Origin of the sequence: Streptomyces sp. NPDC008150 (assembly GCF_042956945.1) — a bacterium.
Taxonomy (GTDB): domain Bacteria; phylum Actinomycetota; class Actinomycetes; order Streptomycetales; family Streptomycetaceae; genus Streptomyces.
This window is the reverse complement of sequence record NZ_JBIBHJ010000002.1, coordinates 335825-351587: the sequence shown is the minus strand read 5'-3', so window position 1 is coordinate 351587 and position 15763 is coordinate 335825. Positions and strand designations below refer to the sequence as shown.

General features: G+C 73.5%; 15 protein-coding genes. 4 read left to right on the top strand and 11 right to left on the bottom strand.

What is annotated here, in order from left to right; all coding sequences use genetic code 11:
* Positions 1–52: 52 nt before the first annotated feature.
* The 7 genes from ACFZA0_RS07610 to ACFZA0_RS07580 form a co-directional block, all read right to left on the bottom strand.
* A complete protein-coding gene (locus ACFZA0_RS07610) occupies positions 53–1225 on the bottom strand; it encodes a phosphotransferase (RefSeq protein ID WP_391012907.1) in 1173 nt (390 codons plus the stop codon).
* Complete coding sequence (locus ACFZA0_RS07605; protein ID WP_391012904.1) at positions 1222–2043, bottom strand: ATP-binding cassette domain-containing protein; 822 nt, start codon at positions 2041–2043, stop codon at positions 1222–1224. The genes ACFZA0_RS07610 and ACFZA0_RS07605 overlap by 4 nt, the downstream gene beginning before the upstream one ends.
* Positions 2040–2921 carry an ABC transporter permease subunit gene (locus ACFZA0_RS07600; protein ID WP_391012901.1) on the bottom strand — a complete coding sequence of 294 codons (882 nt, stop codon included), beginning with the start codon at positions 2919–2921 and terminating at the stop codon, positions 2040–2042. Before ACFZA0_RS07600 ends, ACFZA0_RS07605 begins: the two co-directional genes overlap by 4 nt.
* Complete coding sequence (locus ACFZA0_RS07595; protein ID WP_391012899.1) at positions 2918–3988, bottom strand: ABC transporter substrate-binding protein; 1071 nt, start codon at positions 3986–3988, stop codon at positions 2918–2920. The genes ACFZA0_RS07600 and ACFZA0_RS07595 overlap by 4 nt, the downstream gene beginning before the upstream one ends.
* 184 nt (positions 3989–4172) lie before the next feature.
* Positions 4173–5186, bottom strand: coding sequence for an ABC transporter substrate-binding protein (locus ACFZA0_RS07590; RefSeq protein WP_391012895.1), 1014 nt, complete (start codon positions 5184–5186; stop codon positions 4173–4175).
* Between the two features lie 217 nt (positions 5187–5403).
* A complete protein-coding gene (locus ACFZA0_RS07585; protein ID WP_391012892.1) occupies positions 5404–5553 on the bottom strand; it encodes a hypothetical protein in 150 nt (49 codons plus the stop codon).
* Positions 5554–5828: 275 nt separating this feature from the next.
* Positions 5829–6530 (bottom strand): FCD domain-containing protein, encoded by a 702-nt coding sequence (locus ACFZA0_RS07580; RefSeq protein ID WP_391012889.1) that lies wholly within the window; start codon positions 6528–6530, stop codon positions 5829–5831.
* A gap of 196 nt (positions 6531–6726) precedes the next feature.
* Between ACFZA0_RS07580 and ACFZA0_RS07575 the strand changes: the two genes are divergently transcribed.
* Complete coding sequence (locus ACFZA0_RS07575; RefSeq protein ID WP_391012886.1) at positions 6727–7794, top strand: rhodanese-like domain-containing protein; 1068 nt, start codon at positions 6727–6729, stop codon at positions 7792–7794.
* A 222-nt stretch (positions 7795–8016) separates the two neighbouring features.
* Positions 8017–9279: a hypothetical protein gene (locus ACFZA0_RS07570; protein ID WP_391012883.1), complete on the top strand. Its 1263-nt coding sequence runs from the start codon at positions 8017–8019 to the stop codon at positions 9277–9279.
* Between the two features lie 131 nt (positions 9280–9410).
* Here the strand turns inward: ACFZA0_RS07570 and ACFZA0_RS07565 are convergent, their stop codons facing one another.
* From ACFZA0_RS07565 to ACFZA0_RS07555, 3 genes are all read right to left on the bottom strand, one after another.
* Complete coding sequence (locus ACFZA0_RS07565; RefSeq protein ID WP_391012880.1) at positions 9411–10484, bottom strand: 3-hydroxyisobutyryl-CoA hydrolase; 1074 nt, start codon at positions 10482–10484, stop codon at positions 9411–9413.
* A 143-nt stretch (positions 10485–10627) separates the two neighbouring features.
* Positions 10628–12064 carry a PQQ-binding-like beta-propeller repeat protein gene (locus ACFZA0_RS07560; RefSeq protein ID WP_391012877.1) on the bottom strand — a complete coding sequence of 479 codons (1437 nt, stop codon included), beginning with the start codon at positions 12062–12064 and terminating at the stop codon, positions 10628–10630.
* A gap of 320 nt (positions 12065–12384) precedes the next feature.
* On the bottom strand, positions 12385–13050 hold the full coding sequence (locus ACFZA0_RS07555) for a TOPRIM nucleotidyl transferase/hydrolase domain-containing protein (protein ID WP_391012874.1): 666 nt from the start codon (positions 13048–13050) through the stop codon (positions 12385–12387).
* Positions 13051–13191: 141 nt separating this feature from the next.
* Between ACFZA0_RS07555 and ACFZA0_RS07550 the strand changes: the two genes are divergently transcribed.
* Both ACFZA0_RS07550 and ACFZA0_RS07545 read left to right on the top strand, forming a co-directional pair.
* Positions 13192–13734, top strand: a complete 543-nt coding sequence (locus tag ACFZA0_RS07550; RefSeq protein ID WP_391012871.1) for a hypothetical protein — start codon at positions 13192–13194, stop codon at positions 13732–13734.
* A 178-nt stretch (positions 13735–13912) separates the two neighbouring features.
* On the top strand, positions 13913–14554 hold the full coding sequence (locus ACFZA0_RS07545) for a hypothetical protein (protein ID WP_391012869.1): 642 nt from the start codon (positions 13913–13915) through the stop codon (positions 14552–14554).
* 15 nt (positions 14555–14569) lie between these two features.
* Here the strand turns inward: ACFZA0_RS07545 and ACFZA0_RS07540 are convergent, their stop codons facing one another.
* Positions 14570–15559 (bottom strand): zinc-binding alcohol dehydrogenase, encoded by a 990-nt coding sequence (locus ACFZA0_RS07540; protein ID WP_391012866.1) that lies wholly within the window; start codon positions 15557–15559, stop codon positions 14570–14572.
* Positions 15560–15763: the final 204 nt, after the last annotated feature.

The following is a 15763-nucleotide window of genomic DNA, read 5'->3' as shown; positions in this document are numbered from 1 at the left end:
GGCCTGTCCGATCCCCGGCACACGTCCGCGCGTGGCGCGGACCCGCCCGCCGTCACACCGCGTGACGGCCCGTCAGCGACCGGCAGACATCACGCAGCCGGTGGACGACGGAGGTGCCGGCCGCCGACGCGAACCACCGCGTGTGCTCGGTGAAGTACGCCCGCGCCAGCGCCGTGTTCGCGGGAGAGCGGGTGACACCGTGGAAGTAGTCCATCTCCGACAGCGCGTACTCGGCGTTGACCAGCGGAAGCAGCGACGGCAGCGCCTCGGCCTCCGGCTCCGTGAGCGGGCGCACGGCGGTGTAGCCGCGCAGCAGGGACTCGATGTGCCCGTACTGCACGGGCACGTGCCCGGTCGGCAGGTCCAGCCAGCCGAACATGTTGCGCTCCAGGGCGACCGCCAGGTCGTGCACGGCGGTGGTGCGGTCGGACAGCCCGAAGTCGAGCACGGTGGCCACACGGGCACGCCGCGGTGCGGCACCCGGCCGTGGCGTGCCGCCGGAGGTGTCCCACAGCAGGTTGGACGCGTGCCAGTCGTTGTGCGTCCACAGCGGTGCCAAGTGCGGCAGCAGCGGCGCCAGTTCGGCGTGCAGCGGAAGGTGCAGCCGCTCCATGTCCGCCGCGACGGGGAGTTCGCGCAGTGCCTCGGCCAGGGCGGGGCGCGCCGCCGTGTACGTCCGCAGCGCCGCGACCGGGTCGGCGGCGGCGAACACACCGAACGACGCGACCAGCGGCTGCGGTTGACGTGGGGGAGCGTCGTGCCCGGCCGCCGCCAGATGCAGCCGGGCCAGCGCGGCTCCCGCCTCGTGCGCGTGCTCGTCCGACGCGAACGGCGTCCACGACAGGGCGTCCTGGTAGAGGTCGGAGCCGGTGCCCACCGTGTGCACCTCGTACGTCCACTCGCCGCGCGCCTCCGCGCCGAGCACCTCCACGACGGGGGCGCCGCGCGAGCGCAGATGCCGGGCGAAGGCGTGCTCCTCCGCGAGGCCGTCGAGCGTCCGTACGCTCACGTGGTGCCGCTTGAGGAAGACCGTCCGGCCGTCGTGCTCGACGACGGCCGCGGCGGACAGCGGTCGCGGACTGTGCCAGCGCAGCCGCACGGGACCGCCGAGGACGTCTGCCACCTCCTCGGCCGTCAGCCGGGCCCAGTCCGGCTCGACGCGCTCGTAGCCGAGACCGTGCGTCGCCAGGGGCACGTCCGTGCCGTCCGCGTGGTGTGCGCTCATCGTTCCGAACTCCCGTGTCCGCCGAGCGCGTTCAGCACCCGCTGTTCCACCGCGGCCGCCGTGACCGGGTCGAGCGTCCTGCCGCCGCCTGCGTCCGCCCCGGCCGCTCCCGGGCGCGGGACCTCGATGCGGGCCGTCACGGTCGCCGGCCGCGGCGACAGCACGTGCACCGTGTCGGCCAGCAGCACGGCCTCCCGGATGTCGTGCGTGACCAGCACCACCGTCCAGCGGTAGCGCTGCCACATCTCCGCGAGCCAGCGCTGCATGTCGGACCGCGTCAGGGAGTCGAGCGCCCCGAACGGCTCGTCCAGGAGCAGCAGTTGCCGTTCGAGGACCACCGTGCGCAGCAGTGCCGCACGCTGGCGCATGCCGCCGCTGAGCTGGGACGGGTAGCTGTCCTGGAAGCCGTCCAGCCCGAACGCCTCGAACAGCGCGGCGGCCCGGCGGCGTGCCTCCGCCCGCCGCACGCCCTGCGCCTCCAGACCGAGCGCGGTGTTCGCGAGCACGGTGCGCCAGGGGAAGAGCAGGTCCTTCTGCGGCATGTAGGCGACGCGTCCGGACCGGGTGCGCGGCGGCTCTCCGGCTACCAGCACCTCGCCGCCGGTGGGCTGTTCGAGCCCGGACACCAGGTTGAAGAGGGTGCTCTTGCCGCTGCCGCTCGGCCCGATCACGGCGGCGAACTCGCCGGGCGCGACGGAGATGTCGAGGTCCCGCAGCACCTGGAGGCCGCCGTAGGACTTGCGCACGCTCCGGACGAGCAGCAGGGGGTCGGCGGTCGCCGGGGTGCGGTGCCGGTCGTGGATGCTGGGGCTGCTCACGAGTGGTCCTCCCGGTGGTTCGCGCGCTCCCAGGGCAGGAGCAGCCGCTGGAGCAGGTACGTCGCCCCGAACAGGGCGATGCTCAGCACGGCGGTCACCGCCACCGCGGCGAAGACGAGGTCGGTGCGGAAGGCGCTCTTCTGCGCCTGCATGTAGATGCCGAGGCCGCTCTCGGCCCCCGCGTACTCGGCGAACACCGCCCCCACCACCGCGTACGTGATGCTCACGCGCAGCCCGGCGAAGAAGTACGGCATCGCGCTCGGGACCCGCACCATGCGGAACGCGCGCAACCGTCCCGCGCCCAGCGAGCGCAGCAGTCGCATGGCCTCGCGGTCGGCGGAGGCGAAGCCGGCCGCCAGGTTCGCGGTGAGCGGGAAGAACGTGGCGAGGGTGACGACGAGCATCTTCGGGAACAGGCCGAACCCGAACCAGATGATGAGCAGCGGCGCGACGGCCACGATCGGGATCGTCTGCGAGGCGACCAGCAAGGGGTAGAGGCTGCGCCGGGCGATCGCGGAGAAGTCGAGCAGCACCGCCACCAGCCAGGCCGCGACGAACGACATGCCGAACCCGGCGGCCGTCTCCTGGAGGGTGGGCAGGGTGCTGTTCCACAGGTCCCGCCGGTTCTGCCACCCCTGCACGAGCACCCGCCACGGCGAGGGCAGCGTCGTGGGGTCGACGTGCGCGGCACTGGTGTACGTCTGCCACACCGCGAGCAGCACGGCGACCACCAGTACCGGGGGCAGTGCGAGCGACACGGCGCGGCGCGTCCCGCGACCGCGTCCGGCGGCCCGTGCCTGCCGGGTGCCGGAGCGGTCGTCCGCCTCCGCGGCGGGGGCCGTCTCCGGCGTCGCCTCGGTGAGGGCCGGCCCGGTCACTTCTGCCCCGGCAGGTACGCGTCCGTGAAGAACGTCGAGGTGTCGGGCGCGGACGTCAGCTTCTTGCCGTCGGCGTCGCTCAGCAGACCTGCCCGGTACTCGAAGTCGGCGAACGCCTTCCAGCGTGCGGCCGACTGCGTGCCGATGGAGCCGTCGGCGGCCCGGTAGTAGGAGTCGGCGAGCATCTGCTCGCTCTCCTTGACCAGTTCGGTGTTGGTGAGCACGCTCTTGTTCGCGTCGATCAGCAGGTCCGCGGCCTTCGCCGGGTGGTCGGCGGCGTAGGTGTAGCCGCGCTGGACGACCGACAGGAACTTCTTCGCCGTGGCGCTGTTCCCCTTGAGGTACTGGTCGGAGGACGCGACCAGCGTGGAGTAGATCTCGGGGAAGCCGTAGTCGGAGAGCTGGAAGTCCTTCAGCGGCTTGCCCGTGAGCTTCGCCTCCAGCCCCTCCCACGTCGGCATCGGCATCGCGAAGTCCGCCTTGCCCGCGTAGAGCGCGGCGTAGGCCGAGGTGTTGAGGGTGACGGTCTTGAACGTGCCCTTGCCGCCAGCGTTCTTGATGACGGACTGGAGCAACGGCTTCTCATACGGCGCCCCGAACCCGGCGTACGTCTTGCCGTCCAGGTCCTCGGGCGAGGTGATGTCGTCGCGCTTCGCGGAGACCGCGATGGTCACGTCGGTCTTCTGGGTCACCGCGAAGACGGACGTGATGTCCTGGCCCGCCGCACGCGCGGTGGTGACACCCTCCTGGTACGAGATGCCGAAGTCCGCCTTGTGGTTGGCGATCAGCGTCTCGGGCGCGGTCGAACCATACGGCACGATCTTCAGGTTGATCCCGGCCTTCTTGAACCAGCCGAGCTGCTGTGCCACGTAGATGCCGGTGTGGTTGGTGTTCGGCGTCCAGTCCAGGGCGAGGGTCACTGTCTTCAGCCCCTTCGCGTCGGAGTCCGAACCTCCGGAGCCGGAGGAGCACCCGGTGGCGGCGAGCAGCGTGCCCGCGGCGGCGAGCGCGAGGGCGAGACGGGACGTGCGGCGCAGGGCGCGCGAGCGGGGGCGGAACGGGTTCACGGGAGGAGCTCGTTTCTTCTGGCGGACGGCGACGGGCCGGTACGGGGCGGAGGCAGGGGCGTCTTGGCGGGCGCGGAGGCCCGGTGCGCGTGCCCGGTGGGCGCGGCGGGACGGGGGCCCGGACAGGGCAGGGCGTCCCTCGGCCGCCCGCCCGCGACGGCATCCCGGGCCGGTGGGAGCACGCTCACGCGCCGCTCCCCTCACGCCCCCCGGCCGCCGCACCGCGCCCGGCGTCGGCGAGGACACCGGAGCGTCCGGCGGGCGGTTCCGCGAGCAGGTCCGTCGTGTACGCGTCGCGCCAGCCGTCCGCCCGGGGCAGCACCCCGTGCTCGGCCAGCCAGTCCGCGTACGGCCCCGTGCGGTCCTCGGCGATCACACCCCACCTGCCCAGCGGGTCCGTCCAGGTGGGAGCCACCAGGTCGAGGGAGCGGGCTATCAGCGGGCGGGTGAAGTACGGGATCACCCGCTCCAACAGGTCGAGCGTGTACGTCCGTTCGGCCTGCGCGGTGCGGAAGCCGCGTTCCGTGGCGGCCAGGAAGCGGCGTACCTCCTCCGGGTCGGAGCGGACGGTCTCCTCGTGGGCGCCCAGCAGATAGCTGTGGTAGCGCGGGGCCCCGATCTCGTCCACGGGCCAGGTGATCCGCCGGTCCTCGGGCAGGTCGCCGCGCAGCGCGTCCCACGACCAGTACACGCCGAACGTCGCGTCCGCCTCACCGGCCTCCAGGTCGTCCACGGTCAGCTCGCGATAACCGGCGTCCACGGTGACCACGGCGTCCGGGTCGCCGCCGTCCGCCGCGACGAGGTGCCGCACCATGGCCCGGCCGCGCGGTGTCGGGTTGTACGCGACCCGCTTGCCCGCGAGGTCCCGGGGACGCTCGATGCCGCGGCCGGTGATCGTCTGAACGGCTTCCAGCGCACGGTGGTTGACCGCGGCCGTCCCGATCAGCGGCTGCCCCTGCGCCCGCCGTACCAGCAGCCGGTTGGGCGGGAACATCCCGAAGTCGGCCTGGCGGCGCGCCAGATACTCCAGGGTGTCGCCGCGGCCCGGGTCCTGCACGCTCAACTCGACGTCGAGCCCCGCCTCGCTGTACCAGCCCCTGTCCCGCGCGACGAAGAAACCGGCGGAGTTGGGCCAGGGGTGGAAGTAGTCGAGCATGACGCGGATGTGGGACACGACGGCTCCGGATCGGTAGGGCATGCGGGGACGGGAGGTGGGGCGCGGGGGCCGGCCGCGCCGAGGGCGGTCGCCGGTGCGGTGCCGGACAGGTGAGCTGCCGCCCCCGTGTGCGGGGCAGGGGCAGGGGCAGGGGCCGGGCACCGGCAGCGCGGAGGGTGGCCGGGAGGAGTGTCCGGGGCCGCGGGTGCGGGCGGCGCGCACCGGTCACGGTGCGACGGGCCGTCCGGGGCGGCGGACGTCAGCCGACGGTACAGACGGAGCTGGAGCAGCGCCCGAGGTCGACGTGGCGGCGCAGGGTGAGCCGGCGGTCCTGACCGGTGGGACGGCCGGTGCCGGTGGTCGCGGCGGCGCGGCGGAGCGACGGCCCGCTGCGGAGATCCGTGGGCACTCGTGGCTCCTTTCCGGTCGGCCTGGCGCGGTCGTTCTGGGGCGGTCGTTCTGGGGCGGTCGTTCTGGTGGGGTGGGTCTGGTGGGGTGGTGCGGGCATCGGGCCGGGCGGGTGTCGGCCGTTCCCGATGCCGTCATTTGTGTTCTTGTCAGGACAAGTTGCGACGAATGGCGGTGATCCTAACAGTCGTTCGAATCCGGTCAACGGACCGTCCGAACGGCGATACGGAGGCCCCGCGACCGTCGGCGCCGGATCGCCCGCCTCCGGGCGGTCCGTCAGGGCGGCGGGCCGTCGTCGCCCACCAGCGTGTTGATCCGCTGCTCCAGGCTGCGCCGCAGGTGGGCGCGGGCGGCGTCGCGGGCCCGGTCGGGCGCGTGGTCGTGCAGGGCGCCCAGGATGAGCTGGTGCTCCTCCTGCAACGGGTCGACCCCGCCGAAGGGGGACGGCGGCCCGCTGTCGTAGATGCGCAGCCGCGCGGTCAGTTTCACGAGCAGGTCGGTGATCGTCGCGTTGTGCGCGGCCTGCCACAGCAACTCGTGGAACCGGAAGCTGGCGGTCCGGGCGGCGGAACCCTCGTCCCCGGCCGCGAGGATTACCTCATGTTGGTGCCGCAGCCGGGCCAGGTCCAGCTCGGTGGCCCGCAGGGCCGCGGACGCGGCGGCCTCCGACTCCAGCGCGATGCGCGCCTCGTAGATCTCCACCACGTCCTCGGCGGTCCCCGACCGCACCCGGAAACCGCGCGGCGCGCGCTCCAGCAGCCCGTCGTGCTCCAGCAGGCCGAGGGCTTCCCGCATCGGGGTCCGGGAGACGCCGTAGTCGCTGCTCAACGTCGTTTCCAGCAGCGGTGAACCGGGCGGGAACCGGCCGTCCATGACATCGCGCCGCACTCGCCAGTACAGCTCGGACCCGTAGGGGACCTGCTCGGCGGGCGGCGCCGCCGGCTCGGGGTCCGGCGCGGACGGAGTGCGTCTCGGCATGGCGTGGTCCTTTCCCCTGGCCCGGACGTGTCCGCGCAAGCGTATACGTATCGAGGGAAGATTACAGGATGCGTATACCTGCGTATACGCTGGCGACGCGGTGGGGTCCGCGGGGCGCGGTCCCGGACGGCCACCGCCGCGCGCACCCCGGACCAGGCACCGCGCACCACCCGCACACGAATTGGAGGCCGGCCGCATGACATCCGGCGCACCCGGCTCGCCCGCCGCTTCCCGCACTCCCGTTGCCTCGCCCACGTCGCGGGCCGGTGGCCCCGCTCGGGCCGCTCGCGAGGACGTACTGATCGACGTCCCCGGGCTGCGCGCCCTGCTCGCCCGGTCCGACGCGGAGCGAACCGCCGGCGGTCAGGGGGTCCTGCTGCTGGACACGACGGTCTCCCTGGCGTCGCCGGAGCACGACGGCGACTACCGTGCCGCCTCCGGTGCCGCCGGGTGGGCGGCGGCCGGCATCCCCGGCTCGCGGCACGTCGACCTCCTCACCCGCTTCACCGATCCGGCCGCCCACTGCCACTTCACGCACCCCTCGCGGGAAGGCGTGCGGCGGGAACTGGCCGAGCTCGGCGCCACCGAGGACACCGAGGTCGTGCTGTACGACCGGGGACCCCTCCAGTGGGCCGCGCGCCTGTGGTGGACGCTGCGCGACGCGGGCGTCCGGGCCCGCGTACTGGACGGCGGACTCCCCGCCTGGACGCGGGCGGGGCAGCCGGTCAGGTCCCAACACCCGGACCCGGAAGCGGAGTCGACGCCGTCCAGGTCACCGGCGGATGCCGAGACGCACGCCGCCGCACCGCACTCCCCGGAGCGGCCCGAAGCGTTCCCGCGCGCGGCGGCCGGCGACGCGACCCGCCCCTCCCTCTGGGCGGACAAGGACCAAGTGGCCGCCGTCAGTGAGGGCCTGGCCCCCGGCACCCTCGTGTGCGCCCTGAGCGCCGAGCACTTCGAGGGCACCACACCCACCCGTTACAGCAGGCGGGGCCGCATCCCCGGGAGCGTCAGCCTTCCCGCGCAGCCGGTCCTCGGCCCGGCCGGCACGATCCGCACCGACCCCGAACTGGCCGCCTACGCGGACCGGTTGCCCGCACGGCGCGAAGGTCCGGTGATCCTCTACTGCGGCGGCGGCATCTCGGCCTCGCTGGGCGCCCTGGCGCTGACCCTTGCCGGAGTGGGCGAACTCGCGCTCTACGACGGTTCGTTGGAGGAGTGGACCGCGGACCCGGCCAGGCGTGTCCTCACCGGAGCGCCCTGAACGCGGTGCGCTCCGCGGCCCGCCCGGACCGAACTCCGCCGCGCCGCACGCTGATCACCCTCCTCGCGAACACCGGTACAACCTTCGGTTGCCGCCGGGAGTCCCGTACATGGCCGGACGGACGGCTTCCGGCGCCGCCGGGCGCCGGCCGTGTCGCCGTTGCCGGCTTCGAGCTCCCTGTTCGTTGTTCCACGTTCCACGTTCCAACGGAGGAATCCCGTCGTGCGCGCCCCACTTCGTCACGCCGTATCGATCGCCGCAGTCTCGCTGATGGGCGCCGGTCTCCCCGCTGTCGCCGCCTCGTCGGCGGCCGCCGACGAGGCTGTCCCCGCCCCCTCCCTGGAGATCTCGTCGCTTCCGGCCGCGTCCCCCGCACCGGGCTCGGTGTACGACCAGCCGGTCACCATCACCAACAACGGCACGGCCGCCGCGAACGGTGTCGTCTTCCAGGTCCGCCTGACCCGGGGGCTGGCCTTCCCGGCCGCCGCCGACGGCTGCGCGTACTCGACCGACGCCGACCAGGTGGCCCAAGCGCTGTGCAAGCTGGACGTCGTCGTCGCGCCGGGGCAGTCCGTCACCACGCCCGTGCGGTTCAAGGCGCTGCCGAAGGCACTGATGGAGGTCGTCGAGTACGGGACGGGTCCCACGGGCCAGGCCCCGGGCGACGACGGGTTCGACGACAGCTACCGGCGCCTGGCGCTGACGGCGGACAGCTCGGCGGATCTCGTGGCGACCGGCGACAGCGCCAAGGGCAGTCCGGGCGGCTACGTGAACGTCACCGCGACGATGCGCAACGACGGCCCCGGCTGGATCCACGACGAGGAGAGCGACGAGCAGCCCGGCCTGCTGGTGCACATCCCGCCGGGCACCACGGCCGTCGAAGTCCCCGAGGAATGCGCGCCGTTCGGGATCGACGCCCCCACCGGCCCCTCCGAGCCCGGCCACAGCACGTACGTCTGCTGGCACGACGACAACCTGATCGAGGTCGGCCAGTCGCTCGCCTACACCTTCCGGCTCAGGCTCGCCAAGGACGCGAAGGACACGAAGGGCGCGGTGACGGCGAGTTCGGTCTACGGCACTCATGAGGCGTACGACAAGAACACGTCGAACGACACCGCGTACCTGAAGGTCGACGTGACCGGCGGCGACACGTCCGGCACGGGCCACTCCGGCGGTTCCGGTCCGGGGTCCGGCGGCTCGGCGGGCGGCGGATCGGGCACGGGCGGCGGCAACGACCCGCACCCCCAGGCGTCGGCCCGCCCCGGCGCGGCGTCGGCGAGCCCCGTGTCGGGTGCGAACCCGACCGCCACGGCGACCGCGGCCGCGACCGGCGGGGACCCGGGCGACGCCACGGCGAACGGCAACCTGGCGAGCACCGGCAGCGACGGCACCCTCCTCGTGGCGGGCACGGCCACCGCGGCGGCCGTCCTGGGCGGCGGCATGCTTCTCGCGGCCCGCCGGCGCAGGAGCACGAAGACGTCCTGAGGCACTCGCCCGCCACGAGGACCGGCGGGGAGTCTTCGCCCCGACGGCCCCCTGACGGGCGCGGACCCCGCGACGACCACGCCGCTCGTGTGCGCGCGGCGGTCGTCGCGGGCCACCGGCGCGCTTGCCGACTACCCTGTCGCGGTGGGCCGGTCCTCGGCCGAGAACCTCAACTCCCGCATTCCGGACGGTTCGAAGAACCGCTCGACGTCCTTCTCGGTCACGTCGCCCAGCGTGGCAGGCGACCAATTCGGCCGCCTGTCCTTGTCGATGACCTGGGCGCGGACGCCCTCCACCAGGTCCGCGGTGGACAGGGCCGCGCAGGAGACGAGGTACTCCTGCTCCAACACCCGCTCCAGGGAGCCGAGATCGCGCACGCGGCGCATCGAGGCGAGCGTGACCTTCAGCGCGGTGGGCGACTTGGACAGCAGCGTCCGCACGGCTTCCCGCGCGGCGGGCTCCGGACGTGCGGCCAGCCGTTCGACGATCGCCTCGACCGTGGCGCCGCGGTAGCAGTCGTCGATCCACTCCCGCCGTGCCGTCCACTCCGTACGCGGTACGGGCTGCTCGTGCCGGGCGACGGCCTCCGCGGCGGGCAGGGCCGCCAGGTCGTCCAGGAGGGCCGGAAGCGACGGGGACGGCACGAAGTGGTCGGCGAGTCCGCAGGCGAGAGCCGCGTCAGCGCCGATGTACTCGCCGGTGAGAGCGAGGTGCGTGCCCGTCCCGCCCGGGGCACGCCCGAGGAGATACGTCCCGCCCACGTCGGGCACGAACCCGATGCCCGTCTCCGGCATGGCGACCCGCGACCGCTCGGTGACGATCCGCACGCTCCCGTGGGCGGACACCCCGACCCCGCCGCCCATGACGATCCCGTCCATGAGGGCGACGTACGGCTTCGGGTAGCGGGCGATGCGCGCGTTCAGCCTGTATTCGTCGTACCAGAACGCGGCGGAGGCCGTCCCGTCCCCGTCGCGGGCGTCGTCGTGCACGGCGCGGATGTCACCTCCCGCGCACAGACCGCGCTCACCGGCTCCCGTGATGACGACGGTCTCGACGGCGGGATCCCGCTCCCAGGCGGAGAGCGCCTCGTCGACAAGACGCACCATGGCGTGGTTGAGGGCGTTGAGGGCCCTGGGCCGGTTGAGGACGATGTGCGCGGCCCGCCCCGCCGTACGCAGGAGAACAGGCTCTTCGCTGTCGGTCATCCGAACACCTCCGTCACGCCGGGCCACCGTGACCCGCATGATCCAGTCTGACGTCCGGTCCCGGCCGCACGGGCGTTCCGGCGGTGCGGCGTGAGTCACGGCGGCCCGCCTGCGCGCGCCCGGGGGAGGGGAGGCGACCGGGTTCAGCCGACACGGACCACGAGGACACGTCCGTCGACGGTGCCCACGAGAAGGCGACCGTCGTCCGCCTCGGTGAGGGTGTGCGCGGTGGTCGGCAGGCCGCCCACCACGAGCCGCTGCCGGTGGCCGAGGGAGCCGTCGCGGGCGTCGAGGACGGCCAGGGAGTCGTCGGAGAGGGCGACGCAGAGCAGGTTCCGGGACGGCAGGTGGAGCAGGGCGGTGGGGCGGGCGCCCAGATCCGTCCGCCACAGCACTCTGCCGTCGGGCAGCCGGAACCGCGCCACGGGCCAGGCCGTCCGGTCCTGTCGCGGAGGCTCGGAGGTCACCAGCAGCGCGGGCCCCCGCGCGTCGAGGATCTCGGCCAGTGGACCGAGGTGGCCCAGCGCCGAGGAGCCGACGGGGAGCGGGAACAACCGGCGGAGCACGGCCCGGCCGGCGCTGTCGGCCGGACCCGGGGCGGCCGTGTCGCCGACCGCCGCGTCCGAGCCGCTCGCCGCCGCGACCACGTCCACCCGGGCCACCCAGCTGCCGGACAGCGAGCTCGCACCGTGGTCGGTGGCGGGCAGCAGTGCGTAAGGGACCCGGGCTCCCCGGACGGGGAGGAGGGCCGGCGCGCCCGGGAACGACGCGCGGGGCTCAACGGGCCGGGGAAGCGCCCCACCGATGCCTCCCGCGTCCTCCTCGGTGTCCATGAGCAGCGGGGGGCTGACGGCCCCGGCGGGCAGCAGCGCGGCCAGACCGGCCGCGCGGCCCAGGTAGGCGGAAGCCTGTAGGGAACGCTGCCGCAATCGCGTTCCGTCGTGCACCGAGTACCGCACACAGCGCAGGAGTTGGTTCCGCCAGGCGGAGCCGCTGGCCGGCGGACCGAACGCACGGCTCAGCGCCCACACCGTGTCACCACCCCGCTCCGGCACGAGCCGACCCCCGCCGCGCGGACCCGGCACGGACCACAGCGGATTGCCGTCCGTGTCCCACGCCTCGAGGAGGCCCCCGTCGACGGCGGCCAGGAAGCGCCCGTCGCCCAGCATCCGCAGATCCTGGACGGCACCCCGGTACGTCCACCGGCGCCCTGCCTGCCGCGCCAGCCGGCGCAGCGCCCGGCGCGCCGAACGTTCCGTGGTGCGGCCGACGTTGGGGCGGTGCGGGCCGTCGAGCTCCTTCCGGCCGATCGAACCCGGCCCCACCGCCGTCCAGTCGGCACGCTCCACCATGCCGTCGAATCCCGCGACGAAGGCGTCTCTGCCCAGTTCGTTGTCCGAGGTGGGGGACACCCCGATGTCGAGCACACGACCGTCGCGATCCGGCCGCCAGGACACCGTGCGCACCTCGACACTCGTGTCGAGCGCGGAGACGGTGCCTCCCGTCTCCAGGTTGGCCAGGAGGAGTTCCCCGTGGAAGGAGAAGCCGCCGTCGTAGTACCCGCCTCCGATCGCGAGCATTGGCTGACTCGGGTGGAAAGCGATCGAGTTCACCCGGTAGGCAGCCTTGATCACCTGTCGGCAGCGCAGATCCTCCAACCCGTAGACGCCGACACGACACCGAGGGCGGAACGTCTCGTACCCGTCCCGCGACTCGATGCGGACCACTCCCGCGATCGCCACCAACGACCGCGCCGGACACACCGCCACCGCCAGCGGCCGGCCGATCTCCCTGAACACCCCGTCACCCAGGACACGTTCGATCCGCAGCGCGCGAGCGGCGAACTCCCTTTGCCTGCCGCCCGGTTGAGTGCCGCCCGGCCTTTCGGGACTGTGCGGCGTCACAGGCTGGTGAGCAGGGCGTCGAGAGGAGCGGGTACGCGCTCGACGTCGAGCGCCTCGACCAGGAGCCGTCCGTAGCGGATCTTGCGCCCCTTCTTCGTGCCGAAGAAGCGCCGCAACCGCTGCTCGGGCTGTCGGTCGCGCTGCGCGGGCTGCGACAGGAACGTCTGGAGGGAGCGCAGGTCGCCCGCCGCGCGGACGACCTCCCGCACCCGCCCCACACCCAGCGCACGAACGAGTTCGTCCTCAAGGTCGGCCGCGCAGACGAAGATGTCCGCGCGCGGCGTCCCGTCGCCGGCGGGTGTCGTCAAGGCCCGCTCGTAGAAGGGCAGTTCGTTCACGTCGCAAAGCCCTGCGATGCGGATGTCCAGGCCGCCGGGGCCGAGAGCGCGCGCGAAGCGGCCGACGCTCATCGCACCGCCCATCGGCAGCACGCAGACCCCCTCGGCCGCGAGGTCCCGCCCGCGGGCGGCGGCGAGCGCACCGACGGCGGCGGCGTCGCTCGGCCCTTCCAGCAGGACGGCGGCCCTGACGGGCAGGAGCTCCGCGAGCCTGCGTGCCCGCTCTGCGGGGCCCGCGGAATCCACGGCGCCGGGGGAACGGCCGCCGCCGTTGTCCGCCGCCCACGCGATGACCGCGTCCCTGAACGCCTCCATGTCAGCCATGGGGGGAGTGTGGGTGCTCGGTGGCCGGAGCGACAGCGATTTCCGCGACGGGTCCGGGCCCCGCCTGCCGGTCGGGGCCGGGTGGGTAGGCTGCGCCGACGTGCGGACAGGGTGCCGCGGCACCGGGGAGAAGGAGTACGAATGGCATCGCGCGCGCTGCGGGCAACGGTCCTGGTGGGTCTGGCGGGAGTTCTCGCGACGGGGTGCGGCGAAGGCGGGGGGACGGGAGCCTCCGGCAAGCCGTCGGAGGCGGTCTCGGGGGTGTCGAGCCCGGCGGTGTCCGGTGACCCGGTCTCCGACAAGGGGCTGTTCGCCGAGAAGGTCAGGGCGGCGGTCGACAAGCGGGTCGGCGCGGACGAGGAGAAGTTCGGCAGCGGGGACAGGTCGCCGTGTTCGACGTCCTCGTCCCTCGTGCTCACGTCGACGTGCGGTGCGGCGGCCGACGCGACCGCCGTGGACGCCGAGTTGGCCCTGCGAGAGATCAACGGGAGTCACGGCTTCGCCACTCTCGACGCAGTGGCGCGCAAGCTCGTTACGTCCGTGCGGAGTTACCGGGACCTGGGGTGCGCGACAGGTCCCACGGCGGCCGACACACGCGAGGCGTGTCTGGTTCCCGCCGCGACCATCGCCCAGGGGTTCTCGGACCTGCACGACGGAACCGTCCTGGGACTCTCCGGGAAGTAGACGGCGGTCGGCGCGCCGACTCGACGCCCCGGGCGACAGACCGGAGGGGTGCGCACCAGGCCGGGTGTTCCGGACTCGTGCCGCCTTGACGACCCGGCTCCTCCGAGGCAGGGGCCGCTGACATGGGGCGGTCCCGCGCGCTACCCTCCGCGCACTGACATGGGACTGCGGGGGGAACATGAACAGGCCGTTGGTGTGTGCCGTGCTCGGTGTGGCGCTGCTGCCGTCGGTGGTCGCCTGCACCGCGAGGGGCGGCCGGCCCGCCGAGGCAGCGTCCTGGGGAGCGGCTTCGCCGCGCGCCTCCGCGCCCGGCCGTACCCAGGTGGTCGACGCGTCCAGGGCGAACCTCACGACCTCCCTGTCCACGGCGGATCTTCCGGGCCCGACCGGGATGTACACGGCCGCCGTCGGCCGCGCCGCCGCCACGTTCGTCTGGGAGACCGCCGCTGGGGGTTTCTGTTTCGGTTCGGCCGCCACGTCGGGCGGGTTCATCTCGACGTCCTGCGTCCACGACCCCCGCGACGTGCCGTTCTCGGCCCGTCCCGCGCTGGTTCCCCTGGTCAGTACCTATTCGTTCGCCGAGGTCCATGTGATCGGCGCGGACCGTGAGACCGTCCGCTCGGTGACGTGCAACGGCGAACCCCTCACGTTCCGCCGCCTGCCGCCCTTCATGAACGGCCGGCGCGAGCTCTACGCCTTCGACCTCACGGAACCGACGGCCGGTAGGGTCACCGTCACCGTCGTACGCGGCCGGGCCACCACCACGGAACACGTGGCGCTGATGGGCGGGTCCCTCAAGCACAGGACGTCGTGCCGCTGACGGACAACGGGCGTCCTACTTCCCGTTCTGGTCGCCGTACCTGATCCGGTGGCACAGCGCGGGCACCTCGCCCGACACCAACTTGGGCAGTAGATCGGGGAGTTCGTCGAAGGCGCTCTCCCCGGTCACGAGGGCGTCGAGTGCCGGGTCGGTGAGCAGGTCCAGGGCGAGGGCGAGGCGGTCGCCGTAGTCGCGGGTCGCGCGGCGGGCGGGTGACACCGTGCCGACCTGGCTGCTGCGCAGCACCAGCCGGCGGGAGTGGAACGCCTCGCCGAGCGGGAGGGAGACCAACCTGTCGCCGTACCAGCTCAGTTCGAGCACGGTGCCCTCGGTGCGCAGGAGTTCGAGCGACCGGGCCAGGCCCCGTTCGGTGGCACTCGCGTGCACGACGAGGTCGCACTCGCCGAGGGCGTCCTCCGGGGCGGCGAAGTCCACCCCGAGGGCGGCCGCCGTGGCGGCCCGTGCGGGATCGGCGTCGACCAACTGGAGCCGCACGCCCGGGAAACGCGCCAGCAGCGCCGCCACCGAGCAGCCGATCATGCCGCCCCCGACCACGGCGACACGGTCACCGATCAGCGGAGGCGCGTCCCAGAGCGCGTTCACCGCGGTCTCCACCGTCCCGGCCAGGACGGCCCGCGCGGCGGGAACCGACTCCGGTACGGGAGTGACCGCGGCGAGGGGCACGACGTACCGGCTCTGGTGCGGGTAGAGGCAGAAGACGGTGCGGCCGGTCAGGTGCTCGGGCCCCTCCTCCACCACACCCACGTTCAGGTAGCCGTACTTGACCGGCCCCGGGAAGTCACCCTCCTGGAACGGCGCCCGCATCACGGTGTGTTGACTCCCGGGCACGCCGCCGCGGAACACGAGGGTCTCGGTGCCCCGGCTGACACCGGACCACAGCGTGCGCACCACCACCTCGTCCCGGGACGGCTCCGGCAGGGTGACGTCACGTATCTCGCCGTGCCCGGGGGAGCGGAGCCAGAAGGCGCGGGCGGAGCGGTCCATCGTCGTTCTCCGATCGAGTCCTGCGCGCACATCCGGGGGCGTGGCGCGGCCTTCAGAAAACTACGCGACGTCCATGACGCTGTCATGCGCCGCACCGCGGACGGAGACCACCGAATACCCTGCCCATGACGTGCGTTGACCGGGCGCGGGACGTGAGCGGGTGACACACTTCGGGAACGTGCCGCCCTCGACGGACCCAGCGGT